Here is a 21,871-nt window from a genome sequence, read left to right on the forward strand (position 1 = left end):
AAGACCCGTAGGGCGGCCAAGAATCGGCAAAACGGACAGGTTCTCGGACAGCCGCAGCAGCGACCCACCTCATGCTCAGCATCGCACTTCCCTTAGTTCGCAGGGGAGTACGTTCCTGTGGAACACCCTCCGAATCTCAGATCCTGAAGCCGAGCTGTACTTCGGGGTCTGATCCACTTACGACGGCGCCTCCCGGGCCCCCGACTCGCGTCGGGCCCGGGAGGCGCCGTCGTTGTCAGGGCGGGCGGGTGCGCCTGATCCGTCGCCTGCCCAGCGACAGGCGCGCCCGTCGAGACCGCATCACGGCGAGGCGGCGTGCGGCGCCATCTCGTGCCGCACCCATGCGCACTGCGCATAGCCCGATCCAGGACATGCATTCCACGCACGGGCGTGGCCCGCACGCCGGACGATCGCAGCATGACCTCGACAACACACAAGCCCACGATCGTCCTCGTCCACGGAGCCTGGGCCGACGGCCTCAGCTTCGCGGCGCTCACCGAGCGACTGCAGCGGCAAGGCCACACCGTGCTGCTCTCCCCGAACCCACTGCGGGGTGTCGCACACGACACCAAAGCCGTCTCGGATTTCCTCGCACAGGCGACGACGGGTGCGGTGATACTTCCGGCGCATTCCTACGGCGGGATCGTCATCAGCGGCGCCGCCCTCGGCAACCCTCTCGTCAGAGCGCTCGTCTACATCGACGCCTACGCCCCGGTCGACGGCGAGAGTGCGAGCTCTCTGAGCAATGAACGACCGGGTTCCTTACTGAACGTGCCCGACCCCACCACGGTCTTCGACTTCGTCGTCCCTGCCGCCGACGCGACGCAGGGCGAGTACGACAGCTACATCAAGCGAGATCGTTTCCACGCGATCTTCGCCGACGGCATCCCCTCCCGCGAAGCGGCCGTCCTCGCCGCGGGGCAGAGCGCCACGGCTCTCGCAGCCCTCGGCACCCCCTTCAGCGGCACGCCCGCCTGGCAGTCGATCCCCAGCTGGAGCGTGATCGGCACGGCTGACCGGGTCATCCCGCCCGCGCAGCTTCGTGCCATGGCGTCGCGCGCGGGAAGCAAGACGGTCGAGATCGACGCCCCGCACCTCTCGATGACGGCCGGCCCGCGACGCGTCGGCCACGTCATCGAGCAGGCCGCGGCATCCATCTGACCCCGAGTCCTCCGTTCCCTCTGCCCGCACGGCAGAGGACCACCGAGGGCGATAGCTCCGTCCTCCCGAGCAAAGGAAGTCCCATGAGAACAACGATCCGTCGCGATGAGCGGCGCACCGGCCCGCGTCGTCGGAGGCCGCTCCTGGCGATGCTCGCCGCGATCATCGCCACCGCTCTCCTCGCCCTCGCCGCACCGGCCGTCGTATCCGCGGCGCCCACCTCCTCTCCGTCGGCGGTCTCCGCCGCCAAACCGCGGACGACGGCAGCGAAACCGACCATCGTCCTGGTCCATGGGGCATGGGCGGGGGCATCGAGCTTCGACCCCGTCACGACGATCCTCCAGGCGCAGGGGTACACCGTGGTCAGCGCGAACGTCCCCATGCGCGCGATGGAGGACGACATCAACCAGGTGGTCTCCTACGTCTCCACACTCCACCCGGAACCGGTGGTGCTGGTCGGGCACTCGTACGGCGGTTTCGTCATCACGGGCGCCGCCTCGCGGCTTCCCAACGTGAAGGGCTCGTGTACATCGACGCATTCGCACCGAAGGCCGGAGAGAGCATCGTGAGCCTCGCTCAGGGGAGCGGCTCACTGCTGGATGTCGGCACGGACTACGCGAAGGCGTTCGACATCGTCCCCCACCCCGGTCAGGACGGAGCCGGGCCGGACTTCTATCTCCGTGTCGACCGGTTCAGGGAGATCATCGCTGCCGGCGTACCCTCCGTCGTGACCAAGGTGCTCGCTGCAGACCAGTCTCCGATCGCGGGCAGCGTTCTGGAAACGCCCTTCAACGGCCCGGCCGCGTGGGAGAGCCTCCCGAGCTGGTACTTCGTGGGCACTGACGACAAAGTGATCCCCGCCGCCGGCCAGCGCCAGATGGCCCAGCGCGCGGGAAGCACGATCGTGGAAGGCAGAGCGCCGCACCTCGCCATGTACGGCGCACCGCTGAAGGTCTCCCAGCTGATCGTGAGCGCAGCCCGGGCAGTCGGCTGACGTCCCGACACTCCGGGGAGGGGAACCGGCCGCTGCGCCGCCGGTTCCCCTCCCGTTCGCGCGGGCCTAAAGTGGGCCCCACTCCTACCCGAGCTCTTTCGATCAGCCGCGTCGCCCAGCTCGAACGCGAGCTGGACGTGCGGCTGTTCGAGCGCACCGCGCGTGGGGTCTACCTCACGGACGCTGGCCAGGCTCTCATCGGTCCGGCCCGGCGCACCCTGAACGAATCCCGCTCCATCCGCGGCAGCGTCGCCTCGATGCGCGATGGCGTGCGGGGCACACTGTCGATCGTCGCGAGTTCGGCGCAGAGCGACGGCATCCTCGGCGACTACCTCTCCGCATTCCACGCCGCTCTCCCCCACGTCGAACTCCGCGTCGCGGCGGCGGAGAGCTCTGTGGCCGCGGCCGACGCCGTCGTGGCGGGCGAGTACGACATCGCGTTGGTGGAGATGCCCGTACAGCCCGCGCTGGAGGTCCTTCCCGTCGTGGAGGAGGAGTTCTACGCGTTGTTCGCAGGCGCGGGAATCACCGACCCCACGAAGGGGATCCCCACCATGACCCGCGAGCTGCTGCAGGGGCGCACGATGCTCCATCTCCCGCTCGCGCAGTTCCCGCGCCAGAGGAGCGTCCAGCTGTGGCACCAGTTCGGCGCCGATCCGCTCCGTCACCTCGAACTGGCCGACTGTACGCTGCAGGTGTCCGTCGCCCGGTCCGGGGGTGCCGTCGCCGTCCTGCCCCGTGTCGCAGCCCTGGCCGGATGGGGCGCCGGGCTGGATATCGCCGCGCCGCCACGAGCCATTCGCCGAACCGTCGGGTTCGCGAGGCAACGCACCAACACCTCGGCTCAGGTCACCCGGTTCCTGGGTCTCGCGCGCCGGCTCCGGCCCTCCGTGAACGCCCCCATCAGCCGAGCGGCGACGGATGCCATGCCTCTCCCGCTCGCCTAGTCGCGCGTCAGCGGCGAACCGCGGCGGATGGCCGGCATGAACGGCATCACGGACCGCATCGCGCAGCAGGTTCTGCACGCGGGGTGGACGGGGTGACGTGGCGTGGCTGACCGCGGCCGCCGCGTTGCGCACGCCACGGCGACGAGCCGCGACGTGGCGGCCGCCACCAGGGCCGCCCGAGCCTCACCGCGCGCGGCGCCGGAGGATCGCCATCGCCACCGCGAACGCGACGGCCAGGATGCCGGTGCACCACCCCAGCGCGATCCAGATGTCCCCGCCCACGGGCTGCGCGGTGAGGAGCGCCCGGATCGTGTCGACGATGGGCGTCACCGGCTGGTGCTCGGCGAACCAGGCCACCGGCGCCGGCATCGTGCCGGTCGGCACGAACGCCGAGCTGATGAACGGCAGGAAGATCAGCGGATACGAGAAGGCGCTGGCGCCGTCGATCGTCTTCGCCGACAGCCCCGCGATCACCGCGAGCCACGTGAGAGCCAGGGTGAACAGCACCAGGATGCCGGAGACGGCGAGCCAGGCGCCCGGTGAGGCGTTGCTGCGGAAGCCCAGCAGCAGCGCGACGCCCACCACGATCGCCAGCGACACGATGTTCGCCGCCAGAGACGTGAGCACGTGAGCCCACAGCGGACTCGAGCGCGCGATGGGCATCGACCGGAACCGCTCGTACACGCCGTCCTGCAGATCGACGAATAGTCGGTAGGCCGTGTACGCGATCCCCGACGCGATGGTGATCAGCAGAATCCCGGGCAGCGTGTACGAGACGTACGACGTGCCCGATCCCACGTCGATGGCGCCGCCGAGCACGAAGACGAACAGCAGCATGAGCGCGATCGGGGTGACCGCGGTGGTGATGATGGTGTCGGGGCTGCGCAGCACGTGTCGCAGCGACCGCCCCGTCAGGATTCCGGTGTCGCTCAGCACATGGCCGGTCATGGCATCTCCTCCTCTTGGCATGCCGCCTCGTCGGCGGGTCCCGCTCCCGCCTCTCCGACGAGGGCGAGGAACACCTCTTCGAGGGTCGGCTGCTTCTGCACGTACTCGACCTTCGCCGTGGGCAGCAACCGCCGCAGCTGCTCGAGCGTGCCCTGCTGCACGATCGTGCCCCGGTGGAGGATCGCGATGCGGTCGGCGAGCTGCTCGGCCTCCTCGAGCTGCTGGGTCGTCAGCAGCACGGTGGTGCCGCCCCGCGCCAGCTGCCTGACGGCATCCCATACCTCCCGGCGTGCCTGCGGGTCGAGGCCGGTCGTCGGCTCGTCGAGGAAGATCACCGGCGGGTCCCCGATCAGACTCATCGCGATGTCCAGCCGCCGGCGCATGCCGCCGGAGTAGGTCCCCGCACGGCGGCTCCCTGCCTCGCTGAGCGAGAAGCGAGCGAGGAGGGCATCCGCGATGCCTCCGGGATTGCTCTGCCGCCGCAGCCGCGCGATCAACGCGAGGTTCTCACGACCGGTGAGCACCTCGTCGACGGCGGCGAACTGGCCGGTCAGGCTGATCGCCTGGCGAACTGCGGCCGGCGCTTCGACACATCCGCGCCGTTCACCGCGGCGGTGCCGGCATCGGGCTTCACGAGCGTGGAGAGGATCCGCACCAGCGTCGTCTTTCCTGCGCCGTTGGATCCGAGGAGCGCCAGCACACTCCCCCGCGGCACGTCCAGGTCGACGCCGCGCAGCACCTGCACGGCGCCGAAGGATTTGCGGATGCCGCGCACCGCGATGGCGGGGGCGGCAACCGCGGAGATGGTCATGACATCCGCTCCTCATCACTGAGGGCGGCGTCGATCGCCTGCACGAGACGGGCACGTTCCTTGTCGATCCACTCCTTCGACCGGTAGGCGCGCACGAACTCCTCCGCGAACGCCACGGGGTCGTCGCCGATGACATCGCCCAGCGGCGTGGCGTCGGCGGCGGCACGCTCCCAGAGATCCGCGAAGCCGGCGAACAGGTCCACCAGCGTCGCGCCATCGGGGATGGCGCCGTAGTACACGAAGTACCGCGTGAAGGCTCGCGCCGTGCCCGCGTACGGGTCCGGCAGCCCATCGAGACGGGCGACGATCTCCTTGTACTTCTTCTTCTGCTCCAGCGACCCGGTCAGGGCATCGATCCATCTGACGGACATGGCCATCACTCTCCTTCGATCAGCGTGCTGCGCAGCCGTTCGATGCGCTCGGCGAGAAAACTCCACGTGCTCCAGAACTCGTCCAGCTGCGTTCTCCCCCGCAAATTGAGCGAGTACACCTTGCGAGGCGGTCCCTTCTCCGACGGCACCTTCTCCACATCGACGAGCCCTCGCTGCTCGACGCGCACCAGGAGGGCGTACACGGTGCCCTCGGCGATGTCGGCGAAGCCCTGCTCACGCAGCCATGCGGTGATCTCGTAGCCGTAGGCGGGCCGGCGGGCGAGGACGGCCAGCACCGTGCCCTCCAGCACGCCCTTGAGCATCTCCGTCGCCTGCCTGCCCATCGACTCCTCCGTCTACCTAGCGTTATTGAGTACCACGAGATAGTAACGCTGGGTAGCGAGGGGAGCAAGGGCTCCGATCAGCCGTAGAAGAGCTTCTCGAACACGCGGCGCGCGCGCCGCGTGGCGCCGAGGTAGTCCTCCTCGACCTGCGTGGCCGAGCGCGGCGGATACTCCAGCAGGCGGCCGATGCCGTCGAGCCGGCGACGATCGGTGGGGAGGATGTCGCTGGTCTGGCCCGACAGCAGCGTGTTCGCCGACCGCAGCCGACTCGCCAGGCGCCACGCCTCGGCGAGCCGCTGGGCCGCCGTCTCCCCCACCAGCCCGGCCTCGACCGCCGCGCGCAAAGCGTCCATCGTCGAGGTGGTGCGCAATCCCTCGATGCGGTGGCCGTGCTGCAGCTGCAACAGTTGCACCAGCCACTCCACGTCACTGAGCGACCCCGGGCCCAGCTTCAAGTGCCGCGAGCGGTCGGTGCCCTGGGGCAGTCGTTCGTTCTCCACTCGCGCCTTGATGCGCTTGATCTCGCGGACACCCTGCGGGTCGGCGGTGGCCGGGTACCGCACCGCGTCGGCCATCTCCGTGAACGCGCGGATGAGCTTGACGCTGCCGGCCACGCCCCGTGCGCGCAGCAGCGCCTGCGCCTCCCACGCCACGGACCATCGGCGGTAGTACTCCGCATAGGCCTCGAGCGAGCGCACCAGGGGGCCGTTGCGGCCCTCGGGACGCAGATCCGCGTCGAGGTCCAGCGGCACGCGGCTGTCCTCCGAGTAGGTGCGCAGCCCCGCGACGAGCTGCAGCGCCAGCGCGTGGGCGCGCTGCGGATCCACGCCGTTCGGGCGATACACGTACAGCACATCGGCGTCGGAGCCGAAGCCGAGCTCCGCACCCCCGAAACGACCCATCGCGATCACCGAGAAGTCCAGCGCGTCGTCCTCGGCGGGCACGACCTCGCGTCGCACCGCCCGCAGCGTCGCCTGGATCGTGACCTCGGTCACCGTCGTGAGCGCGTGCGCGATGTCCTCGATCGTGAGGTCCTCGAGCATGGATGCCATCGCCAGCCGCAGCAGCTCCCGGCGCCGCAGCGCCCGCACGGCGCGCATCGCGTCGTCGATGGTGCGGTGCCGGGACTGGATGGCCCGTGCCTCCTCCTCGAGCACGACTCCGGCGCGCGGGCGCAGCTGCTCCCCCGAGTCGAGCCAGGCGACGGACTCCGGGATCCACTCCATGAGCTCGCCCACATAGCGCGAGCCGGAGAGCACATGCGTGAGCCGCTCGGCCGCTCCCGAAGAGTCGCGCAACATGCGCAGGAACCACGGGGTGTCGCCCAGGCGCTCGCTGATGCGGCGGAAGGCCAGCAGGCCGTAGTCGGGATCGACACCGTCGGCGAACCACCGCAGCATGATGGGCATGAGGTGCCGCTGGATCGCCGCTTTGCGACTGATGCCGCTGGTCAGCGCGCCGATGTGACGCAGCGCGCCCGCGGGGTCTTGGAACCCGATCGCCGCGAGACGATCGTGCGCCTGCGCGGGCGAGAGCGTCTGCTCCTCGGGCGGCAGCGCCGCCACGGCCGACAGCAGCGGCTTGTAGAACAGGCGCACGTGGATCTCGCGCACCTCGCGCTTCACCGACTCCCACAGCCGCCACACGGCGTCGCCGCTGTCGGCGAGCCGGGACGCCCGCGCCAGCTCCCGAAGCCCTTCGGGGGTGCGGGGCATGAGATGCGTGCGGCTGAGACCTCTGAGCTGCAGGCGGTGCTCCAGCACCCGCAGCACCCGGTAGTCGCGCGCGAACACCGCGGCATCCGCCCGGGCGATGTAACCCTCCGCCACCAGAGCATCGAGGGCGTCCAGGGTGCCGCGCTGACGCACGGCCTCGTCCGCGAGGCCGTGCACCAGTTGCAGGAGCTGCACGGTGAACTCGATGTCGCGGATGCCCCCGGGGCCGAGTTTGAGCTGGTAGGCCACCTCGTCCCCGGGGATGTGCTCGGTGACGCGTTCGCGCATGCGCTGCACGCTGTCGACGAAGTTCTCGCGCGCGGCGCTGGTCCACACCTTCGGCTGCACAGCCGCGACGTAGCGATCGCCGAGCTCGGCATCGCCGGCGAGAGGACGCGCTTTGAGGAGCGCCTGGAACTCCCAGCTCTTGGCCCAGCGATCGTAGTAGGCCAGATGGGAGTCGAGACTGCGCACCAGGGCACCCTGCTTGCCCTCGGGGCGCAGGTTCGCGTCGACCTCCCACAACGGCGGCTCGATCTCGACGCTGGAGATGCCGCGCATGGTGAGCACCGCGAGGCGTGTCGCGATGTCGATGATGCGGTTCTCCCCCAGCTCCTCGAGGACGTCCGGGGCTCCCCCACCGACGAAGATGACATCGACGTCGCTGACGTAGTTGAGTTCCCGCGCCCCGGCTTTGCCCATGCCGATGATCGCCAGCCGGGTGCCCGCGACGTGTTCCCGGGAGAACAGGCCGGGGCCGGTCGGGCCGCTCACCCGGGCGCGCGCGACGCTGAGGGATGCTTCGAGTGCCGCTCCCGCGGCATCGGCCAGCGCGGCCGCGACCGGTGCGAGCGCGTCGTCGGGTGATGGACTGCGCAGATCGAACACGGCGATGCGCGCCAGCATCCGCCGATAGCGCACCCGCAGCGCCACCCAATCCGCGTCGTCGCCGCCCGCGGCGAAGCCGTCGGCCGCGCCCACCGACTGCAGCAGGCTCTGCGTCAGCTCGGCGGCGGTGGGCAGAGTCCCGGGTTCGGACGGCAGGTGCGCCAGCTCCTGAGGATGCCGCAGGTAGAACTCCCCGAAACCCCGGGACGCCCCCAGCAGGGCCCACGCCGAGCGGCCCGCGCCGCCGGGCGAGAACAGCGCGCGCACCGGCTCCGGGTCACGCCGTGCGATGCGGGCGAACGCCTCCAGCGCACCGTTGGGGTCGGCGGCCACCGCGGCATCCGCGATGAGCGTCTCCCGCGGGATGCCGAGCGTTTCCACGAGTTCGGCGGCGAGCCGGTCTGCCTCGGCGAGGCCGGTGAATCCCAGACGCGCCAGAGCGGTGAGGGCCGACGACCGTTCGCTCGTGGACATACGCGGCTGCCTAGAGCATCTCCAGGTTGCTCTTCAGCTCGTAGGGAGTGACCTGTGTGCGGTACTCCTGCCACTCGCGCCGCTTGTTCAGCAGCACGTAGTTGAAGACCTGCTCACCGAGGGTCTCTGCCACGAGCTCGGAATCCTCCATGCGCTCGAGCGCGCGGTCGAGGCTGGCCGGCAGCGGCGGGTAGCCCAGCGCGCGTCGCTCGGCGTCGCTGAGAGACCACACGTTGTCTTCGGCCTCGGGCGGCAGCTCGTAGCCCTCTTCGATGCCCTTGAGCCCGGCGGCGAGCATGAGCGCATACGCGAGGTACGGGTTGGCTGCCGAGTCGAGTCCGCGGTACTCGACACGCGTGGACTGGCCCTTGTGCGGCTTGTACATCGGCACGCGCACGAGCGCGGAGCGGTTGTTGTGTCCCCAGCAGATGAAGCTGGGAGCCTCGTCGCCGCCCCACAGCCGCTTGTACGAGTTGACGAACTGGTTCGTCACGGCCGAGATCTCGGCGGCGTGCTTGAGCAGCCCGGCGATGAACTGACGGCCGGTCTTGGACAGCTGATACTGCGCGCCCTCTTCGTAGAACGCGTTGGTGTCGCCTTCGAACAGCGACATGTGCGTGTGCATGCCGCTGCCGGGCTTGCCCGAGAGGGGCTTGGGCATGAAGGTCGCGTAGACGCCCTGCTCGATCGCGACCTCTTTGACGACCGTGCGGAACGTCATGATGTTGTCGGCGGTGGCCAGCGCGTCGGCGTAGCGCAGGTCGATCTCGTTCTGCCCCGGGCCACCCTCGTGGTGGCTGTACTCGACGGAGATGCCGAGGTCCTCCAGCATGCGCACCGAGCGCCGGCGGAAGTCGTGGGCGGTCCCGCCGGGAACGTTGTCGAAGTAGCCGGCGGAGTCCACCGGCTCGGGACCATCCGGCCCGTACGACGACGACTTCAGCAGGTAGAACTCGATCTCGGGATGCGTGTAGAAGGTGAAACCGGCATCCGCCGCCTTCGCCAGAGTGCGCTTGAGCACGTGACGCGGGTCGGCGACCGCCGGCTGCCCGTCAGGCGTCGTGATGTCGCAGAACATGCGCGCCGTCGGGTCGATCTCGCCGCGCCACGGCAGCACCTGGAAGGTCGACGGGTCGGGGTGGGCGAGCAGATCGGACTCGTAGGAGCGGGTGAGCCCCTCGATGGCCGATCCGTCGAACCCGAGGCCCTCGTTGAACGCGCCCTCGACCTCGGCCGGTGCGATCGCCACCGATTTGAGGGTGCCGATCACATCGGTGAACCACAGGCGGACGAACTTGACGCCGCGCTCCTCGATCGTGCGCAGTACGAAGTCACGCTGCTTGTCCATCGCTTCCCCTCCGGCGGGTGTCGCCTTCGGCCAGCCTACTGGTCGTCGGCGGGTGCTCCGGTGCGCGACGAACCCGATCCCCAGGCATCGTCGCGTGCCTCTTCCTCGGCCCATGCCCGGGACCGCTCCGCCAGACGCTGAGGGGCGCGCGCGGCCTCTTCCTCGGTGTCGAAAGGACCCGCACGATCGACGGCCGGGGACTCGAACCCGCGCTCGACCTTGCCGGTGGTGAGGTTGTACCAGTACTTCTCGTCGCCGCTCATCATGCTCCCGTCGTCGGTGTGCACGCCCGATCCTACTGAGAGCCCCTGACAGCCTGGATAGGCTGAGGGCATGGCGACTGACACGACCCGCGCCGTCGGGGTGGACATCGGCGGCACCGGCATCAAGGGGGCACTCGTCGACCTGACCGACGGCACCCTGCTCACCGACCGCGTGAAGGTGCGCACGCCCGCCGGCGCCGAGCCGGCCGACGTGCTCGATGCGGTGCGCGAGGTGCTCGACACGCTGGGCGTGACCGACGCCGCCGTGCCGCTCGGCGTGGCCTTCCCCGCGATCGTCAAGCACGGCCGCACGCTCTCGGCCGCCAATGTCGCCGACACCTGGGTGGGTTTCGAGGCGGAAGCCTTCTTCGAGCAGGGACTCGGACGCGAGATCCACTTCGCCAACGACGCCGACGTGGCGGGCGTCGCCGAGCTGCGCTTCGGTGCCGCCCGGGGCCAGGAGGGTCTGACCATCCTCACCACGCTGGGCACCGGCATCGGCTCGGCGATGATCTACGACGGCGTCGTGATCCCCAACTCCGAGCTCGGTCATCTGAACCGCGCCGGAGCGATGGAGGATGCCGAGGTGTACGCGGCCTACTCCGCGATGGAGCGGGAGAACCTCGATTGGGGCCCGTGGGCGGAGCGGCTGCAGTGGTACTACAGCCACGTGGAGTTCCTCTTCAGCCCCGACCTGTTCGTCGTCGGCGGGGGCGTCTCGAAGCACGCGGACAAGTTCCTGCCGCTGCTGGACCTGCGCACCCCGATCGTGCCGGCCGTGCACCGCAACAACGCCGGCATCATCGGCGCCGCCGCCCTGGCGCTCGCCAGCGCCGGTGTGGATGCCACCGGCGGCGCGGCCGGGCCGCTCGCCGACGCCACGACAGCCTGACGGCGGGCGGCAGCACGGCGAGAGCGCGAATGGGCCGGCCTGTACGCCGGGTTCTGTTCGGGGGCCGAAGCCCCGTCGACGGTCATCTCTCTCGGCGACACGTTGCCGTGCCGCTCCAGCGGCCTACCCGGGGACTCGGCGGGCCGCGTCGTCATCCCCTGTCTGGCCTTGCTCCGGACGAGGTTTACCTTGCGGGTCGTGTCACCACGACCCCGGTGGTCTCTTACACCACCCTTTCACCCTTACCGGGACCTGAGTCCCGGCGGTCTGCTCTCTGTGGCACTGTCTCGCGGATCGCTCCGGGTGGGTGTTACCCACCGTCCTGCCCTGTGGAGCCCGGACGTTCCTCGGCGCGGTTTCCCGCGACGCGACCGTCCGGCCGACCCATTCGCCCCTCAACCCTACCGTCGGTGCGGCGGTGCACGCCGACGCGCCGCAGGGACGCATTGCCGACCCCTCGAGCGTGGGGTAGTCTCGCCGCATTGGGGAACGAGCGCTTGGGGGTGCTCGTCATCAGCCTTTGGGGAGGCATGATGTACTTTCGTACGTCCGTTTCGGCGATCGCGCTGGCCGCGCTCGTGCTCATCGGGGTTCCGACCGCCGCGTCAGCGGCATCGACCCCTCCACCGGGAGACGGGGCAGGCGGCAGCGATCTGCCCGTGAGCCCTGACCCGTACACGCCGGATCTGCTGATCCAGCCGAGTCTGGCGGGGTCGTTCGCCGTCGGCGAGTGCCTGAGCGGTGCGCCGTGGATCGACTACTCGCTCGTCTTGACCGATCCCGACGAACAGATCGACGAGACGGCCGCGACACTCGTGCTGACGAACGGCGTGCAGTCGACGGCGCCGATTCCGCTGGGCGACCTGGTCGACGGCCGCCTGGAGGGACGGGTGCTCTGGCCCGGTGCCGCGGTCGGCCCCAGTGGGGCGGGCGTCGGATGGCCCGGCTACGAGCTGGCCGACGGCGAGTGGGTGCGCACGGACGGCAACTTCGCGTGGACGCGTGGCGAGGTCACTGCGGTGCTCCACGTCAACCCGAGCGTCTCCGTGCCGATCTCCTACCCGCAGGCGACGCCGGCGTGCCTCACGGCGCCCTCCGGCGCGGTCGCGGCCGTTTCGGGTGGCCTGGCCATCACGGGCGGCTCCGCCGCCGCAGCCCTGCCGCTGGGGCTGGGGGCCGGTGCGCTCGTCGCCGGCGGTGCAGGCCTGCTGCTGCTCCGCCGCCGCTCGACGCGCTCGTGACCCGCCCGCCTTCAGCGCACCGGACCGATCCGGTGCGCGGGGCGGTGCTGGCCAGTGTCGTGATGCTCTGCCTGGTGGTCGCGGCGCTCGCCTGGGTCGTCGTCCGCATCGCACAGGCGGGGCTCGGGCTGTCCGATGCCGCAGCGGTGGCTCGGGAACTCCCTCCCGCGATCGCCGAGGGCGACCTCGGCGCCGCGACGGACGCCGTGCGGTCACTGTCCGCCTCCGCCGACCGCGCCGCTCAGGCGACGAGCGATCCGGCCTGGGCCGTCGCCGAGGCCCTGCCCTGGTTCGGCGACGACCTCAGCGCCGTCGCCGTGCTCGCTGGACACGGTCGCGCTCTCGCTGCGGCCGGCGTCGAGCTCACGGACGCAGCCGCGGATCTCGCTGACGCCCCCGACGATGACGCGGTCGTCGACGTCGCGGCGCTCGCCGAGATGCAGACGCCGCTCAGGACCGCAGCAGAGGCCGCCTCCGACGCCCGCACGAGCGTCCATGCCCTGGCTCCCGCCGGTCTGCTGCCGCCCATCGCCTCCGGAGTGCGTGCGCTGCGGGTGCTCCTGGACGAGGTGGAGCCGGCACTGCAGAGCGCAGCGGCGGTGATCGGCGTTCTGCCCGGCGTGCTCGGGGCGGAGGGTCCCCACACCCTGCTGGTGATGATCCAGAACAACGCGGAGCTTCGCGCCGGCGGCGGCATCACCGGGTCCTTCGCCCTGCTCGACGCCGATCAGGGGGTGCTCTCGCTGCGTGACCAGGCCGACTCGAGCGAGTTCCCACTTCTCACCGAACCGATCATGCCGGTGCCCGCCGACACCACCGCGCTGTACGGCGACGGCCTCGCGCGCTTCGTGCAGAACACGTCGATGACCGCCGACTTCGCCGTGACCGGGGCGCTGGCGTCCGCCTGGTGGCACGGGCGCACGGGAACGACGCCGGATGCCGTGCTGTCGCTGGACCCGCTGGTGGTGCGCGCGCTGCTCGCGCAGACCGGTCCCGTCACACTCGCCGACGGCACCGAACTGACCGCCGAGAACCTCGTCGACCGCGTGCTGGTGGAGCCGTACACGACCCTCGACGCCCGCGAGCAGACCGTGTTCCTGCAGAGCGTCACCGACTCCCTGTTCACGGCACTGACCGAACGTGGGATGGAACCGCTCGCGTGGATGCGCGCACTGGCGGACCCGGTGGCCACCGGGCGGGTGTCGCTGTGGAGTGCCGACCCCGTCGCGCAGGCGACGCTCGACGGAACCGCCCTCGGCGGTTCCGCGGCACGGCACCGCGCCGCCGAAGCGCTCGCGTTCGCGGTGTACTTCAACGACACGACCGGCGGAAAGATGGATGTCTTCCTCGGCACCGAGATCGACGTCGACGGCCTCTGCCGCACCGACGGTCGCCCCGAGCTGACGGTCACTCTCACACTCGACAGCCGTGCACCCGCCGAGGCCGCCGTGTTGCCGCCGAGTGTCACCGGCGGCGGGCACTGGGGCGTGCCACCGGGAGAGATCGGCACCATCGTCTCGGTCGCCGCACCCGAAGGCTGGTCGCCGGCCGGTGTCCGGCGGGACGGCGCCGCAGAGCCGTCCGTCGAAGCCGTCGAAGCGGGCTTCCCCACGGCAGCAGCGCAGCTGCGGCTCGCACCGGGTGCGTCGGGGTCCCTCGAGTTCCGTTTCGTGGGCCCGCCCGGGGCGGTGTCCGCACCGCGCATCCTCCACACACCGATGGTGCACGCGCCCGTGATCACCTCGACCGCGCCGACGTGCGGCTGAGTCAGTCCTTCAGCGCAGACTCCGAGATCCGCACGTCGAGCGGGAAGTCGATCGGGAACTCTCCGAAAAGCAGGCGCCCGGCGGATGCCGCGGCCTCGGCGACCGCGTGGGCTGCGGCATCCGCCTGCGCCGCCGGCGCGTGCACGATCACCTCGTCATGGAGGAACAGCGCCAGATGGGACCGGCGTGCGAAGGCGGGGCCTGAGCGCGGAGCCGCGTCGCTCGCAGGCACCGGCGGGAGGGCCGCGAGTCGGTTGCGCAGGTCGGCGAGCCAGCACAGCGCCCACTCCGCCGCCGTCCCCTGCACCACGAAATTGCGGGTGAACCTGCCGCGGTCCCCCGCCCAGCGGCGCGCGCGCGACTCGTCGGCCGCGGTCGCCTCCGGTCCGCCCGCCGCGGCCTGCACGGCGTGCCACTGCGCCGGGGGCGGCGGCGAGGTGCGGCCCAGCCGGGTGGCGACGACGCCGCCGTCCTCGCCGGTGCGAGCGGCGTCGTCGACGAGCGCCATCGCCCGCGGGAAGGTGCGCCGCAATGCCGGAACGAGCCGCCCACTGTCGCCCGTCGTGGCCCCGTACATGGCACCGAGCATCGCGACCTTCGCCTCGGCCCGCGTCTGCACGGCGCCGCGTTGCACCACGCCGGCGTACAGGTCGCGCCCGCGCGCGGCATCCGCCAGGACTGTGTCGCCCGCCATGGCCGCCAGCACCCTCGGCTCCAGCTGGGCCACGTCGGCGACCACGAGCACCCAGCCCGGGTCGGCACGCACCGCCGCTCGCAGCTGGCGCGGCAGCTGCAGCGCGCCACCGCCCGACGACGCCCACCGACCCGTCACCACGCCGCCCGGCACGTAGACCGGGCGGAACCGGCCATCGTGCACCCAGGCGTCGAGCCATGCCCAGCCGTTGGCACTGAGGAGGCGTGCGAGCCTCTTGTACTCCAGCAGCGGCTCGATCGCCGGATGCTCGTAGCGGGTGAGCTCCCACTTGCTCGTCGACGACGCGTCGATGCCTGCGCGGTGCAGCGCACGCAACAGCTTCGGCTGCGAGTCCAGGCTCAGCTGGGGGTCGCCCAGCGCGGCGCGCACCCGATCGGCGGCAGCCTGCAGCGCTCGCGGCACTCCCCCGCCGGCGGGACGGGGGCCGAGCACGGCGGTCAGCAGCTCGTCGTGCGCGTCAACGTCCCACGGGAGTCCCGCCGCCCGCAGCTCGGCCGCCACCAGGGCCCCGGCGGACTCCGCCGCCAGCAGCAGCCGCAGCCGTCCCGGATCGCGCGCGGAAGCGACGGCGGCATGCTGGCGCTGCAGCTCCGCGATCGCGTCGTCGAGCCCCTCCGGCAGGCCCGGCGCGGATGCCGCATCGAGCTCGAACAGCGTCGGCGCCGCATCGCTCGGGATCGCGGCAGCGGCGTCCCATCCTTCGGCGGCGCGCAGATCGGATGGGTCCGCCACGAGCACGCTGTCCCGCAGGATGGCGTGACAGAGCCTCAGGTCGCGACAGCGGGCGACCCGGATGCCGCCGGCGAGCAGACCGTCGTACCAGGTGGGGGTGTCGCCCCACACCCATCGCGGTGCGTGCGCCTCCTCCCTGGCAGCCACCCACGCCGGCAGGTCGCCGATCGGCTCCCGGCGCACTTCCGTGCCGGCATCATCGACGAACGCGGCGGCCATTCCGTCGGCGGTGCGGCCGACGACGATCCACGCCGGCGCGGGGTCAGCTGCGGACACCCGCCGTGCCGGTCACAGGCCGGACTCCTCCGTGCGCTCCAGGATGCAGCCGCATTCGGGGCAGGTCACGACGGTGTCGGCAGGGGTGTCGCGGATGGCCTGGCGGTCGGTGCCGGAAAGCACCATCCGGCATCCCTCGCAGGTGCCGCGCCGCAGCAGGGCGGCGCCGACCGCGGAACGGGCGGCGATGCGGTCGTACATCGCGACGAGTTCGGCGGGCAGCTCCCCCACGATGGCGGCGCGATCGCGGGCGGCTTCATCGAGACGTGCGGTCGCCTCGGCGACCACGGCCTTCGCCTCGTCGGAGAGCCGGGACCCCTCGGCGTTGGTCTCGGCGATGAGGGCTTCCTGGGCGGCGACCTCGGCGTCGGCACGCTCGAGCTTCTCCATCACCTCGAGCTCGGCATCCTCCAGCGCACTGCGGCGCTTGCCGAGCGACGCGATCTCGTGCTCGAGGCCCTGCGCCTCCTTGGCGTTCGCGCTGGTCGTGAGGCGCTGCGCGTCGCGGTCGCTGCGGGCCTGCACGACCGCGACGTCCGCCTCGATGCGCGCCAGCTCGGTGCGGGCGTCGTCGCGCGCTCCGAGCAGCTGAGCGAGCTGCTGGTTGTAGGTCTGTCGCTGCGCGAGCAGCTCCTTGACGCGGGCGGCCTGCGGGGGCTGGGCGCGGGTGCGCTCGGCCTGACCGATGCGTGCGTCGAGGTCGGCGATGTCGAGGAGTCGGCGCTGGTCGGCGGGGCTGGCGTTCACGTCTCCAACCTACCTCCCGTGCGCGCCCGCCACCGAGGCTTAGGATGGCGGGTGGCCGGTTGGCGCAGCGGTAGCGCAGCTCCTTTACACGGAGAAGGTCACCAGTTCGATCCTGGTACCGGCCACGACGCGCGTCGCACCCGCATTTCCCCCGGCCCACCCCGCGCCGCGCGCCGCCTGAGTGGGTAGGCTGAACGATGGCGCGTTGTGTGGTGCGAACAAAGCCCCCGCTCCCTGCGCCGCGTGTACCTGGCACGATCTGCCATAGAGAAAGGTCTTCCGTGACTGTCAACGATCAGGATCCGTACTCGCAGGAGGCCCTCGACAGCGACCCGGAGGAGACCTCCGAGTGGCAGGAGTCGCTCTCTCAGCTCGTCGATGCCAAGGGTTCCGGCCGCGGCCGCGAGATCATGCTCAGCCTGCTGCAGAAGTCGCACGAGCTGCAGCTGAACGTGCCGCAGGTGCCGACCACGGACTACATCAACACCATCGCGCCTGAGAACGAGCCCGAGTTCCCCGGCGACGAGGAGCTCGAACGCCGCTACCGCCGCTGGATCCGCTGGAACGCCGCCATCACGGTGCACCGCGCCCAGCGCCCGGGGATCGGTGTCGGCGGACACATCTCCACCTACGCCTCGTCCGCATCGCTGTACGAAGTCGGGTTCAACCACTTCTTCCGCGGGCTCGACGACCCGTCCGGCGGCGACCAGGTCTTCATCCAGGGCCACGCCTCCCCCGGCATCTACGCACGCTCGTTCCTCGAGGGACGCCTCAGCGCCGACCAGCTCGACGGGTTCCGCCAGGAGGCGTCCAAGGCGCCCAACGGCATCCCGTCCTACCCGCACCCTCGCCTCATGCCGGACTACTGGCAGTTCCCGACCGTGTCGATGGGCCTCGGGCCGATCAACGCGATCTACCAGGCGATGACGAACAAGTACCTGACGAACCGAGGGATCAAGGACGCCTCCGACTCCCACGTGTGGGCGTTCCTCGGCGACGGCGAGATGGACGAGGTCGAGAGCCGCGGACAGCTGCAGGTCGCAGCCAACGAGGGCCTCGACAACCTCACCTTCGTCGTCAACTGCAACCTGCAGCGCCTGGACGGCCCGGTCCGCGGCAACGGCAAGATCATCCAGGAGCTCGAGAGCTTCTTCCGCGGCGCCGGCTGGAACGTCATCAAGGTCGTCTGGGGCCGCGGCTGGGATGAGCTGCTGTCGCAGGACGACGAGGGCGCCCTGGTGCGTCTGATGAACACCACGCCCGACGGTGACTTCCAGACCTACCGCGCCGAGGACGGCAAGTTCATCCGCGACCACTTCTTCGGTCGCGACGAGCGCACGGCCAAGATGGTCGAGGACTGGTCCGACGACGACATCTGGGGCAAGCTCCGTCGCGGCGGGCTGGACTACCAGAAGGTCTACGCCGCCTACAAGACGGCGCTGGCGCACAAGGGCCAGCCGACGGTCATCCTGGCGAAGACCATCAAGGGCTACGGTCTGGGTCACCACTTCGAGGGACGCAATGCGACCCACCAGATGAAGAAGATGACCCTCGAAGACCTCAAGCACTTCCGCGACTCCATGCGCATCCCGATCTCGGACGCGCAACTCGAGGAGAACCCCTACCTGCCGCCGTACTACCACCCCGGCATGGAGGACGACACGATCCGCTACATGGTGGAGCGCCGCCGCAACCTGGGCGGCTTCCTGCCCGAGCGCCGCAGCACCCACGTGCCGATCAGCCTCCCCGACGAGAGCGCCTACGCGCTGCCGAAGAAGGGGTCGGGCACGCAGGAGATCGCCACGACGATGGCGTTCGTCCGCCTGCTCAAGGACCTGCTGCGCGCGAAGGACTTCGGCCACCGCATCGTCCCGATCATCCCGGACGAGGCGCGCACGTTCGGCATCGACGCGTACTTCCCGACGGCGAAGATCTACAACCCGCACGGGCAGAACTACACCTCCGTCGACCGCGAGCTGCTGCTGGCCTACAAGGAGAGCCCGCAGGGCCAGATCCTGCACGTCGGCATCAACGAGGCCGGCGCGGTGGCGGCGTTCACCAACGTGGGCACGTCGTACGCCACGCACGGCGAGCCGCTGATCCCGGTGTACGTCTTCTACTCGATGTTCGGCTTCCAGCGCACGGGCGACGCCCAGTGGGCCGCCGGCGACCAGATGGCGCGCGGATTCATCATCGGCGCGACCGCCGGCCGCACCACGCTCACCGGTGAGGGCCTGCAGCACGCGGACGGACACTCGCACATGCTGGCGGCCACCAACCCCGCCACCGTCTCGTACGACCCCGCGTTCGGCTACGAGATCGCGCACATCGTGCGCTCCGGTCTCGAGCGCATGTACGGCGGGTCGCACCCCGACCCCAACGTCATGTACTACCTCACGGTGTACAACGAGCCGCTGGTGCAGCCGGCCGAGCCCGAGGGCGTGGACGTGGACGGCATCGTCCGCGGCATCCACCGCATCTCGGTCGGCGAGGGCGACGGGCCGCGCGCACAGCTGCTCGCCTCGGGTGTCGGTGTGCCGTGGGCTCAGGAGGCGCAGCGCCTGCTGAAGGACGACTGGGGTGTGATCGCCGATGTGTGGTCGGTGACCTCGTGGACCGAGCTGCGCCGCGACGGCCTGGCCGCCGACGAGCACAACTTCCTGCACCCGACCGAGGAGCCGCGCACCGCGTACATCACCGAGAAGCTGCGCGACGCGCAGGGTCCGGTCGTCGCGGTCAGCGACTTCATGCACGCCGTGCAGGACCAGATCCGCCCCTGGGTGCCGCAGCGTTTCGCGACGCTCGGCGCCGACGGCTTCGGGTTCTCGGACACCCGCCCCGCAGCGCGTCGCTTCTTCAAGATCGACGGGCCGTCGATCGTGGTGCGCACGCTGCAGGCGCTGGCCGATGAGGGCGTCGTGGACCGCGGTCTGTCCGCTCAGGCGATCGAGAAGTACCGCCTGTACGACGTCACCGCGGGCACGAGCGGCAACGCGGGCGGGGAAAGCTGATCGAGCGCATGTCCGCCGCCCCCACCGCATCGGAGAAGGCCGAGACGCTCGCTTGGCTGCGGCGCATCTCGGGCGACCTCGCGACGGCGACCATCAAGCGACTGGAGGACACGCTCCCCTGGTACGCGGAGATGCCGCCGGCGCGACGGTCGGCGGTGGGGCTGGTGGCGCAGGCCGGCATCACGTCGTTCATCCAGTGGTACGACGACCCGACGTCCACACCCTGGATCGCGGCGGACATCTTCGCCGCGGCGCCGCGTGAACTGCTGCGCAGTGTCAGCCTGACCCAGACGTTGCAGCTGATCCGCGTGACGGTCGCCGTGACCGAGGAGCGTGTGGCCGGTCGCGACGAGGATCTGCGCGAGGCGATCCTGCTCTACTCGCGCGAGGTCGCCTTCGCCGCGGCCGACGTCTACGCCCGTGCCGCCGAGGCGCGCGGCCTGTGGGATGCGCGGCTCGAGGCACTGGTGGTGGACTCGATCCTCACCGGTGAGACCGACGAGGAACTGCCGAGTCGCATCGCCGCCCTCGGGTGGCACGGCCACGGCGAGGTCGCGGTGCTCGTGGGCACCACGCCCCCGCAGTTCGACGTCGACCAGGTGCGGCGCATGGCGCGCAAGCTCGACGTCGACGTGCTGATCGGCGTGCAGGGCTCCCGCCTCGTGCTGGTGCTCGGTCGCTCGCAGCCGCCCGGCAAGGAGGAGTCCTCCGAGCCGGAGATGCCCTTCCCCGAGATCGCGCAGCGCCTGGAGCCGTGCTTCGGCCCTGGCTATCTCGTGCTCGGCCCGGCCGTGCCCGCGCTGGTCGAAGCGAGCCAGAGCGCCCGCGCTGCCCTCGCCGGGTTCGCCGTGGCGCGCGCGTGGCGCAACGCTCCGCGGCCTGTCGAAGCCGACGATCTGCTTCCCGAGCGCGCCCTCGCCGGCGACTCGGTAGCCAAGCAGACGCTCGTCGAGCGCATCTACCGCCCGCTGCAGGCTCACAGCACCGACCTGGTGGCGACGCTGTGGAGCTATCTCGACAACGGCAGGTCGCTCGAAGCGACCGCACGCGAGCTGTTCGTGCATCCGAACACCGTGCGATACCGGCTCAAGCGCGTCTCCGATGTCATCGGCTGGGATGCCACCGGCCCCCGCGAGGCGCTCATCCTGCAGACCGCGCTCATCCTGGGTTCGATCGGCACGGACGCGGCCCGCCGTCGGCCCGCACCGCACCGCCGCCAGCACGCGTGATGTTGTACGCCGCGCACAAGGGTTTCTTTCATTCTTGTGAGGCGTTCGCCAGAACCCCCCGGGGAGTTGTTGGCAGGATGGTCAAGTGATCATCGCCGTCTTCCCCGGTCAGGGCTCGCAGACCCCCGGGTTCCTCTCCCCCTGGCTGGACGTCGACGGCGCGCGCGAGCGCCTGCAGGCCGCGTCCGACGCGGCGGGCGTCGACCTGCTCGCCGCCGGCACCGAATGGGATGCCGATCGCATCCGCGACACCGCCGTGGCCCAGCCGCTCATCGTCGCTGCGAGCCTGCTGTCCTGGGACGCGCTCGTCGCGCACGCGCCGGCGCGCCCTGCCGGCGTCGCCGGGCACTCGGTCGGCGAGATCTCTGCCCTGGTGGCGGCCGGCGTGCTCACCGAGCACGAGGGTATGCGGCTGGTCGGCATCCGCGGGCGGGCGATGGCCGATGCCGCTGCGGCAGAGCAGTCCGGCATGAGCGCGGTCATCGGCGGCGACCAGGATGCCGTCGTGGCGCGTCTGTCGGAACTCGACCTCGCGCCCGCGAACTACAACGGCGGCGGCCAGATCGTCGCCGCGGGCGCTTCGGCCGCGCTGGCTGAACTCGCCGCCACCCCCGTGGCCGGCACCCGGGTCATCCCGCTGCAGGTGGCCGGCGCGTTCCACACCCGATACATGCTTCCCGCCGTCGAGACGCTGCGCACCGCTGCGGCCGACGTGCAGCCCGCCGACCCGGCGGTGACACTGTGGACCAACCACGACGGCTCCACGGTCAGCGGCGGCCGCGAAGCGCTCGATCTGCTGGTGGCCCAGGTCGCCTCGCCTGTCCGGTGGGACCTCTGCATGGCATCCTTCGCCGAGCACGGCGTGACCGGCATCATCGAACTCTCCCCCGCCGGTACGCTGACGGGACTGGCCAAGCGGGCGCTGCGCGGCGTGCCGACGGTGGCCGTGAAGACCCCCGACGACCTGGCCGCCGCGGCGGCCATGCTGGGAGCATGAA

General features: G+C 70.8%; 18 protein-coding genes, 1 tRNA gene, 1 other RNA gene and 1 pseudogene. 11 read left to right on the forward strand and 10 right to left on the reverse strand.

Annotation, left to right across the window (positions count from 1 at the left end; translation table 11 throughout):
* Window positions 1–417 precede the first annotated feature (417 nt).
* The 4 genes from QNO26_RS07625 to QNO26_RS07640 all read left to right on the forward strand — a co-directional run bounded on the left by QNO26_RS07625 (window position 418) and on the right by QNO26_RS07640 (window position 3,102).
* Window positions 418–1,161, forward strand: a complete 744-nt coding sequence (locus tag QNO26_RS07625) for an alpha/beta fold hydrolase (protein WP_257638385.1) — start codon at window positions 418–420, stop codon at window positions 1,159–1,161.
* An 83-nt stretch (window positions 1,162–1,244) separates the two neighbouring features.
* Window positions 1,245–1,730: an alpha/beta hydrolase gene (locus QNO26_RS07630; protein ID WP_257530847.1), complete on the forward strand. Its 486-nt coding sequence runs from the start codon at window positions 1,245–1,247 to the stop codon at window positions 1,728–1,730.
* Window positions 1,727–2,155 (forward strand): alpha/beta fold hydrolase, encoded by a 429-nt coding sequence (locus QNO26_RS07635; protein ID WP_257530845.1) that lies wholly within the window; start codon window positions 1,727–1,729, stop codon window positions 2,153–2,155. Before QNO26_RS07630 ends, QNO26_RS07635 begins: the two co-directional genes overlap by 4 nt.
* A 71-nt stretch (window positions 2,156–2,226) precedes the next feature.
* Window positions 2,227–3,102 carry a LysR family transcriptional regulator gene (locus QNO26_RS07640; protein ID WP_257530843.1) on the forward strand — a complete coding sequence of 292 codons (876 nt, stop codon included), beginning with the start codon at window positions 2,227–2,229 and terminating at the stop codon, window positions 3,100–3,102.
* A 183-nt stretch (window positions 3,103–3,285) separates the two neighbouring features.
* Here the strand turns inward: QNO26_RS07640 and QNO26_RS07645 are convergent, their stop codons facing one another.
* From QNO26_RS07645 to QNO26_RS07675, 7 genes and pseudogenes are all read right to left on the reverse strand, one after another.
* Complete coding sequence (locus QNO26_RS07645) at window positions 3,286–4,050, reverse strand: ABC transporter permease (RefSeq protein ID WP_257638386.1); 765 nt, start codon at window positions 4,048–4,050, stop codon at window positions 3,286–3,288.
* Window positions 4,047–4,861 (reverse strand): annotated as a pseudogene (locus QNO26_RS14490) (ABC transporter ATP-binding protein). The gene QNO26_RS07645 and the pseudogene QNO26_RS14490 overlap by 4 nt, the downstream one beginning before the upstream one ends.
* Entirely contained in the window at window positions 4,858–5,232 is a 375-nt protein-coding gene (locus QNO26_RS07655) for a DUF1048 domain-containing protein (RefSeq protein WP_257530839.1), read from the reverse strand. The pseudogene QNO26_RS14490 and the gene QNO26_RS07655 overlap by 4 nt, the downstream one beginning before the upstream one ends.
* A gap of 5 nt (window positions 5,233–5,237) precedes the next feature.
* Window positions 5,238–5,576, reverse strand: coding sequence for a PadR family transcriptional regulator (locus QNO26_RS07660; protein ID WP_257530837.1), 339 nt, complete (start codon window positions 5,574–5,576; stop codon window positions 5,238–5,240).
* A 77-nt stretch (window positions 5,577–5,653) separates the two neighbouring features.
* On the reverse strand, window positions 5,654–8,653 hold the full coding sequence (locus QNO26_RS07665) for a bifunctional [glutamine synthetase] adenylyltransferase/[glutamine synthetase]-adenylyl-L-tyrosine phosphorylase (RefSeq protein ID WP_257530835.1): 3,000 nt from the start codon (window positions 8,651–8,653) through the stop codon (window positions 5,654–5,656).
* Window positions 8,654–8,663: 10 nt separating this feature from the next.
* Window positions 8,664–10,001 (reverse strand): type I glutamate--ammonia ligase, encoded by a 1,338-nt coding sequence (gene glnA, locus QNO26_RS07670; RefSeq protein ID WP_257530833.1) that lies wholly within the window; start codon window positions 9,999–10,001, stop codon window positions 8,664–8,666.
* Between the two features lie 35 nt (window positions 10,002–10,036).
* Window positions 10,037–10,288 carry an SPOR domain-containing protein gene (locus QNO26_RS07675; protein ID WP_257530831.1) on the reverse strand — a complete coding sequence of 84 codons (252 nt, stop codon included), beginning with the start codon at window positions 10,286–10,288 and terminating at the stop codon, window positions 10,037–10,039.
* A 46-nt stretch (window positions 10,289–10,334) separates the two neighbouring features.
* Between QNO26_RS07675 and ppgK the strand changes: the two genes are divergently transcribed.
* Window positions 10,335–11,156, forward strand: coding sequence for a polyphosphate--glucose phosphotransferase (ppgK, locus tag QNO26_RS07680; RefSeq protein ID WP_257530829.1), 822 nt, complete (start codon window positions 10,335–10,337; stop codon window positions 11,154–11,156).
* Between the two features lie 26 nt (window positions 11,157–11,182).
* Here ppgK and rnpB read toward each other — a convergent pair.
* An RNA gene (gene rnpB, locus QNO26_RS07685) (RNase P RNA component class A) lies at window positions 11,183–11,543 on the reverse strand.
* 143 nt (window positions 11,544–11,686) lie between these two features.
* Between rnpB and QNO26_RS07690 the strand changes: the two genes are divergently transcribed.
* On the forward strand, window positions 11,687–12,397 hold the full coding sequence (locus tag QNO26_RS07690; RefSeq protein WP_257530827.1) for a cell wall protein: 711 nt from the start codon (window positions 11,687–11,689) through the stop codon (window positions 12,395–12,397).
* Window positions 12,394–14,163, forward strand: coding sequence for a DUF4012 domain-containing protein (locus QNO26_RS07695; protein WP_257530825.1), 1,770 nt, complete (start codon window positions 12,394–12,396; stop codon window positions 14,161–14,163). The genes QNO26_RS07690 and QNO26_RS07695 overlap by 4 nt, the downstream gene beginning before the upstream one ends.
* 1 nt (window position 14,164) lies before the next feature.
* Here the strand turns inward: QNO26_RS07695 and QNO26_RS07700 are convergent, their stop codons facing one another.
* Window positions 14,165–15,829 (reverse strand): bifunctional 3'-5' exonuclease/DNA polymerase, encoded by a 1,665-nt coding sequence (locus tag QNO26_RS07700; RefSeq protein ID WP_257531719.1) that lies wholly within the window; start codon window positions 15,827–15,829, stop codon window positions 14,165–14,167.
* Between the two features lie 69 nt (window positions 15,830–15,898).
* A complete protein-coding gene (locus QNO26_RS07705) occupies window positions 15,899–16,633 on the reverse strand; it encodes a zinc ribbon domain-containing protein (protein ID WP_257638387.1) in 735 nt (244 codons plus the stop codon).
* Between the two features lie 53 nt (window positions 16,634–16,686).
* Between QNO26_RS07705 and QNO26_RS07710 the strand changes: the two genes are divergently transcribed.
* The 4 genes from QNO26_RS07710 to QNO26_RS07725 all read left to right on the forward strand — a co-directional run bounded on the left by QNO26_RS07710 (window position 16,687) and on the right by QNO26_RS07725 (window position 21,870).
* A tRNA-Val gene (locus QNO26_RS07710) sits at window positions 16,687–16,758 on the forward strand.
* 156 nt (window positions 16,759–16,914) lie between these two features.
* Entirely contained in the window at window positions 16,915–19,644 is a 2,730-nt protein-coding gene (aceE, locus tag QNO26_RS07715) for a pyruvate dehydrogenase (acetyl-transferring), homodimeric type (protein ID WP_257638388.1), read from the forward strand.
* An 8-nt stretch (window positions 19,645–19,652) separates the two neighbouring features.
* On the forward strand, window positions 19,653–20,873 hold the full coding sequence (locus tag QNO26_RS07720; protein WP_257530818.1) for a PucR family transcriptional regulator: 1,221 nt from the start codon (window positions 19,653–19,655) through the stop codon (window positions 20,871–20,873).
* Between the two features lie 85 nt (window positions 20,874–20,958).
* Complete coding sequence (locus tag QNO26_RS07725; protein WP_257530816.1) at window positions 20,959–21,870, forward strand: ACP S-malonyltransferase; 912 nt, start codon at window positions 20,959–20,961, stop codon at window positions 21,868–21,870.
* Window position 21,871 lies beyond the last annotated feature (1 nt).

The sequence above is a fragment of the Microbacterium sp. zg-Y1090 genome, from assembly GCF_030246945.1.
GTDB classification, from domain to species: Bacteria; Actinomycetota; Actinomycetes; order Actinomycetales; family Microbacteriaceae; genus Microbacterium; species Microbacterium wangruii.